General features: G+C 66.5%; 4 protein-coding genes. All 4 read left to right on the forward strand.

From position 1 onward, the window contains the following. Positions 1-3 precede the first annotated feature (3 nt). Positions 4-1,035: a uroporphyrinogen decarboxylase gene (gene hemE, locus TNMX_RS01130; protein ID WP_038028623.1), complete on the forward strand. Its 1,032-nt coding sequence runs from the start codon at positions 4-6 to the stop codon at positions 1,033-1,035. Then, positions 1,032-1,985, forward strand: coding sequence for a ferrochelatase (gene hemH, locus TNMX_RS01135; protein ID WP_038028616.1), 954 nt, complete (start codon positions 1,032-1,034; stop codon positions 1,983-1,985). Before hemE ends, hemH begins: the two co-directional genes overlap by 4 nt. Further along, positions 1,973-3,328, forward strand: coding sequence for a protoporphyrinogen oxidase (gene hemG / locus TNMX_RS01140; protein ID WP_038028619.1), 1,356 nt, complete (start codon positions 1,973-1,975; stop codon positions 3,326-3,328). The genes hemH and hemG overlap by 13 nt, the downstream gene beginning before the upstream one ends. A 35-nt stretch (positions 3,329-3,363) precedes the next feature. Further along, positions 3,364-5,599: diguanylate cyclase (locus TNMX_RS01145; protein ID WP_038028620.1), on the forward strand; the 2,236-nt coding region annotated here is incomplete at its 3' end.

Raw genomic sequence — 5,599 nt, forward strand, 5'->3', positions numbered from 1 at the left:
AGCATGGAGGGCGTGAACGACCTCATCCTCCAGGCGGCCCGGGGCAGGCCCACCTCGAGGCCCCCCGTCTGGTTCATGCGGCAGGCGGGGCGCTACCAGAAGGAGTACCAGGAGATCCGGGGGCGCTACACCCTACCGGAGATCGTGCAGAACCCCGAGGTCTGCGCCGAGGTGACCCTTCTTCCGGTGAAACAGCTTGGGGTGGATGCCGCCATCCTCTTTGCGGACATCACCACCCCCCTCTACGGGATGGGGGTGGAGCTGGACCTGGTGGAGGGCAAAGGCCCCGTCATCCACCGGCCCATCCGGGACTCCAAGGGGGTGGAGGCCCTAAGGCCCCTGGAGCCGGAGGAGGCCGTGCCCTTCGTGCTGGAAACCATCCGCCTCCTGAAAAGGGAGCTTGAGGTGCCCCTCATCGGCTTCGCCGGGGCTCCTTTCACCCTGGCCAGCTACCTCATCGAGGGCGGGCCAAGCCGCCAGTTCAAGGAGGTCAAGGCCTTTATGTACCGGGAGGAAGCCCTCTGGCACCAGCTTCTGGAGAAGCTCACCCAGGCCATGGCCCGCTACCTGAAGGCCCAGGTGGAGGCGGGAGCCGATCTCCTCCAGGTCTTCGACTCCTGGGTGGGGGCCCTATCCCCCGCGGACTACCGGCGCTACGTGAAGCCCCACATGGCCAGGCTCTTCCAGGAGCTAAGGCCCCTTGGGGTGCCCGTGATCCACTTCGGGGTGGGGACCATGGGCCTTCTTAAGGAGATGCAGGAGGCCGGAGGGGACGTGATCGGCCTGGACCACCACACCCCCCTTCCCTGGGCCCGGGAGGCGCTGGGGGAAACCCCCATTCAGGGCAACCTGGACCCCGTGGTCCTCTTCGCCCCCAAGGAGGTGATCCGGCGGGAGGTGGAAAGGATCCTTGCGGAAAACGCCGGCCGGCCCGGGCACATCTTCAACCTGGGCCACGGGATCCTGCCCGGCACCCCGGTGGAACACGTGCGCTATGTGGTAGAACTCCTCAAGGAAAAGGAGGAAGCAGCATGAACGTACTCCTCATGGCCTACGGCACCCCCTACACCCCGGAAGAGATCGAACCCTACTACACGGACATCCGCCGGGGAAGGCGTCCTTCCAAGGAGCTGGTGAGGGAGCTGGAAGAGCGCTACCACGCCATCGGCAAAAGCCCCCTGAACGAGATCACCCTGGTCCAGGCCATCAGGCTCCAGGCGCTTTTGAACCTCGAGGCCCCCGCCTACCCCAAGCGCCTCCTGGGCCCCTTCGGCCCCCGCATCCCCCAGGGGCCGGCCCGGGTCTACGTGGGCACCAAGCACTGGCATCCCTCCATCGGGGAGGCCATCGCCGCCATGCACGAGGATGGGGTGAGGCGGGCGGTGGCCATCGTGGCCGCCCCCCATTACTCCCTAAGGAGCGTGGCGGAGTACCAGGAGAAGGTGGAAGCCGCCCTAAAGTCCCTCCCCGAGCCCATCGAGATGGTCTGGGTGGAAAGCTACGAGGCCCATCCCAGCCTGATTGCCGCCTACGCCAGGAGGCTTGAGGAGGCCATATGGCGGCTTAGGGAGCCCAGGAAGGCCGCCTACGTCTTCACCGCCCACTCCATCCCCCTCTCGGCGGTGGAACGGGGCGACCCCTACCCCCGGCAGGTGGAGAGGACGGCGGAGCTCATCGCCAAGAGGCTTGCCCTGCCCCGCTTTAGCGTGGCCTACCAGTCCGCAGGGCGCACCCCCGAGCCCTGGCTTGGCCCCGACATCAACGAGCACCTCAGGGCCCTAAGGGAGGAGGGCTTTGAGGAGGTGGTGGTGCAGGCGGTGGGCTTCCCCGCCGACCACCTGGAGGTCTACTACGACCTGGACCTCGAGGCCCAGGCCACCGCCCAGGAGGTGGGACTAAGGCTCATCCGGGCCCGGAGCCTCAACGCCGATCTGGACTACATCCAGGTGCTTAGGGAGCTGGTGGAGGCAGCGTGGCTCAGGTAGCCGTGGTGGGAGGAGGATGGGCGGGGCTTTCCGCCGCCTTGGCCCTGAAGGAGGCGGGGGTGGACTTCCTCCTCCTGGAGGCAAGCCCCCGCCTGGGGGGCAAGGTGCGCACCCACAAGGGGGAGGGCTTCCTGGTGGAAGGGGGGCCGGACGCCAGCGTGCGCTACAAGAAGGAGGTCCTGGAGCTTGGCGAGCGCTTCGGCCTCACGCCCATAGGGACCCTCCCCGCCAAACCCGCAGCGTGGATCCTGCGCAAGGGTAAGGCCCATCCCCTCCCCGAGGGGCTTTTGCAGATCGTGCCCGGGGACCTCAAGGGCCTTTACCGCACCTCCCTCCTCTCCCTTTCCGGGAAGCTCAGGGCCCTATATGACCTTTTCCTCCCCCGGGGGGCCAAGGAGGACGAGAGCCTGAAGGAGTTCGTGGAACGGAGGCTTGGCCCCGAGGTCTTCGCCGCCCTGGTGGCACCCCTGGCGGGGGGCATCTATGGAGGGGAACCCGAGGAGCTTTCTATGAAGGCTGCCTTCCCCCAGCTTTTGGACCTGGAGCGGAAGCACCGAAGCCTCATCCTGGGGGCCATGCGGGCGAGAAGGACGCGGGGAAGCCGGGAGGGGGGAAGCCTGTTCTTTTCCTTCCAGGAGGGGCTTTCCGCCCTAACGCGGAAGCTTGCCGAGGAGGTGGCGGAAAGAATCCTCCTGGCCACCCCTTTATTAGCCCTCGAGCCCCTAGGAGGCCGGTACCGCCTCCACACCCCCAGGGGACCCTTGGAGGTAGAGGCAGTGGTCCTGGCCACCCCCGCCCCCGTGGCGGCCCACCTCCTAAGACCCTTCCTCCCCGAGGCCACCGCCCTTCTCAAGGGCATTCCCCACACCCCGGCGGCCACGGTGAGCCTCGCCTTTAACGAAGCGCTTCCCGTATTGGGGCATGGCCTCCTCATCGCCAAGGGGGAAGGCTACAGGGCCAGGGGGTTTACCTGGACGCACCAGAAATGGCCCGGGAGGGCCCCGGAGGGGTTCAGCCTGGTGCGGGCCTACTTTTCCGGGGAGGTGGCGCGGCTTTCCGAGGCGGAGCTTGCCCGGGTGGCCCTGGAGGACCTCCGCCGTTTCCTGGGCCAGGAGGTGCGGGCGGAGCGCACCTGGGTCTTCCGCTTCCCCGAGGGAATGCCCGCCTACCGGGTGGGGCATCTGGAGCGCATGGAAAGGCTGGAAATGAGCCTTCTTAAGGCCCCGGGCCTCTTCTTGGCGGGGAACTACCTGGAGGGGGTGGGCCTCCCCGAGGTGGTGCGCTCCGGCCGTAAAGCGGCCCAAAGAGCCCTGGGCTACCTGGCCCTGGCCCCCACCCCCTAGGCAACGGCGGAATTCCCGTTTAGGATAGGGCAAACATGGCTCTGCCCTACCCTGCCATCGCCTTGGGCTCCCTCCTCCTGGGGCTCCTGGCGGGGATTTTGGGCTACACGGACCCCTATATTTTGCCGTGGCTCATGATCTTCACGGCCTCCACCGCCAGCATGTATGGCCTGGGGTGGGGGCTCCTGGCTTCCGGGGTTTCCACGATTCTTCTTCTCCTCTTCCCCGGGTTCCATATCATGGCCGCAGCCCTTCTCCTCCTTTCCGCCTGGCTGGCCCACGGCATCGGCGAAAGCCTGAGAAAGGCCCACCGCCAGGCCAAGGCTTTAGCTAAAAGCCAGCGCTTCTTAGCCGAGGCCCTCGAGGCCCTGCCCCAGGCGGAAAGCCGCCAGGCCCTTCTGGAAAGCCTTCCCAAGCGCCTGGCTACTCTGGGAGCCGGGGGACATGTGGGGGTTTGGGTACCCACCAGTCAAGGCTTCCGCCTTCTTGCCAGCGTTCCCCCCCTGGCCCTGGAGGAGGTACCGGCCACGGGAGTGCTGGGCCGCGCCCTAACGACGGCCCAGCCCGTCCACGTGCCCGATGTACGGAAGGAGCCAGGCTATATTCCCGCACCGGGTGTCCACACCCTTTCCGAGCTGGCCCTCCCCCTTTGGGAGCGGGGCGAGGTGGTGGCCGTGCTCAACCTGGAGCGCCCAAATCCTTTCGCTCCTGAAGAGGTGGAGGGACTTAAGCGCTTCGCCCAGGCGGTAAGCCTCCAGCTGGACCGGCTTGCCGACCTGGAGGAACGAAGGCTGTTAAGCGAGCTTTCCTTACGCTTGCAAAGCGCCACCACCTTGGAAGAAGCGGCGGAGAAAGCCCTGGCCCTCCTCCTGGAGGCCCTAGATCTGGAGACCGGTACGTTCTGGGAAGCCCGGGGAGCCCGTATGGAGGCCCTGGCCCATCAGGGCGTGGAGGAACCCTCCCTGCTCCAACTCCTAAGGGAAGGCCTTCCCTTTGGCCAGGGCCTGGCCTGGCAGGTCTACCATACGGAAAGCCCCCTCTTCACCGCCCGCTACGCGGAGGAGCCCCAGGCCGTACCTGCCCTTAGGGCTTTGGGCTGGCGTACCCTGGCGGCCCTGCCCATTCCCTCCCCCAAGGCCCCAAGGAGCCGGAGGGTGCTGGTTTTGGGACAGAAGGAGGAGCGCCTCTGGCGTAGAGCGGAGGTGGAACTCCTCCTCCTGGTCTGCCGCACCCTGGGCCTGGGGCTGGAGCGGCTCACGGAGAAGACCCGGCACGAAATTGTAAACCGGCTTTTCCTGGAGCTTTTGGAGAAACCTCCCGAAGAACTCTACGGGCGCATCCTGGAAGAAGCCGTCCGCCAGGTGCCGGGTTCCGAAGCGGGAAGCCTTCTGGTGTGGGAGGAAGGAGCCTACCATTACAAGGCAGCCTTGGGCTATGACCTCGAGGGGCTGCAAACCGTTACCTTCAGCCAGGAAGCCCAGCTTCTCTGGTACGGCCTGGGAGCGGAACGGGCGTGCCAGGGGGAGCCCCGCATCATGAGTCTGGAAGAGCGGCCCATCGCCGAGATCAGCCACCAGACCGCCCCGCCCGAGATCATCGACACTGCAGGAAAAGCCCAGGAGATCAAGGCCAACCTCTGCCTGCCCATTCCCTACAAGGGGGAGGTGCTGGCCTATTTGAACCTGGACAACCTGCACGACCCCCGGGCCTTTGGCGAGGATTCCCTGGAGGCCGCCCGCTTCTTCGCCGCCCCCCTGGCCAGCCTGCTCCACGAAAGCCGTAGCCGGAAACTCCTGGAGGAATCCGCCCTGACCGATTACCTCACCGGCCTCGGGAACCGCAGGGCCTTTGACCGTTTTTTGGAAGAGGAGCTCAAACGGGCCGAGCGCTACGGCTATCCCCTTTCCCTGGCGGTCCTGGACCTTAAGGGCTTCAAGGCGGTGAACGACCGGCTGGGGCACGCCGTGGGGGACTTGGCCCTCATGAAGGTGGCCGAGGTGCTGGAACGGGAAAGGCGGAACGGCGACCGCCTCTTCCGCTGGGGTGGGGACGAGTTCGCCGCCATCTTCCCCCACACCCCCAAGAGAGGAGCGGTGGCGGCTGCCCTTCGCTACGCCAAGGCCATCCAGGACCTTTGCTTTAACAGCCTCTGCCTGGGGGTGAACATCGGGGTGGCCAGCTACCCCGAGGACGGCAGCACCCCGGACCAGCTCCTCACCGCCGCCGATACCCGCATGTACGAGGCCAAGGCCCGGGGCCAGGTCATGGTGG

This window comes from Thermus sp. NMX2.A1 (assembly GCF_000511705.1).
In the GTDB taxonomy this organism is placed as follows: domain Bacteria; phylum Deinococcota; class Deinococci; order Deinococcales; family Thermaceae; genus Thermus; species Thermus scotoductus.

Excerpts from the sequence above, each read along its gene's own strand:
- hemE (WP_038028623.1), top strand. The coding sequence starts at position 4 with ATGGAGGGCGTGAACGACCTCATCCTCCAGGCGGCCCGGGGCAGGCCC.
- hemH (WP_038028616.1), top strand. The coding sequence starts at position 1,032 with ATGAACGTACTCCTCATGGCCTACGGCACCCCCTACACCCCGGAAGAG.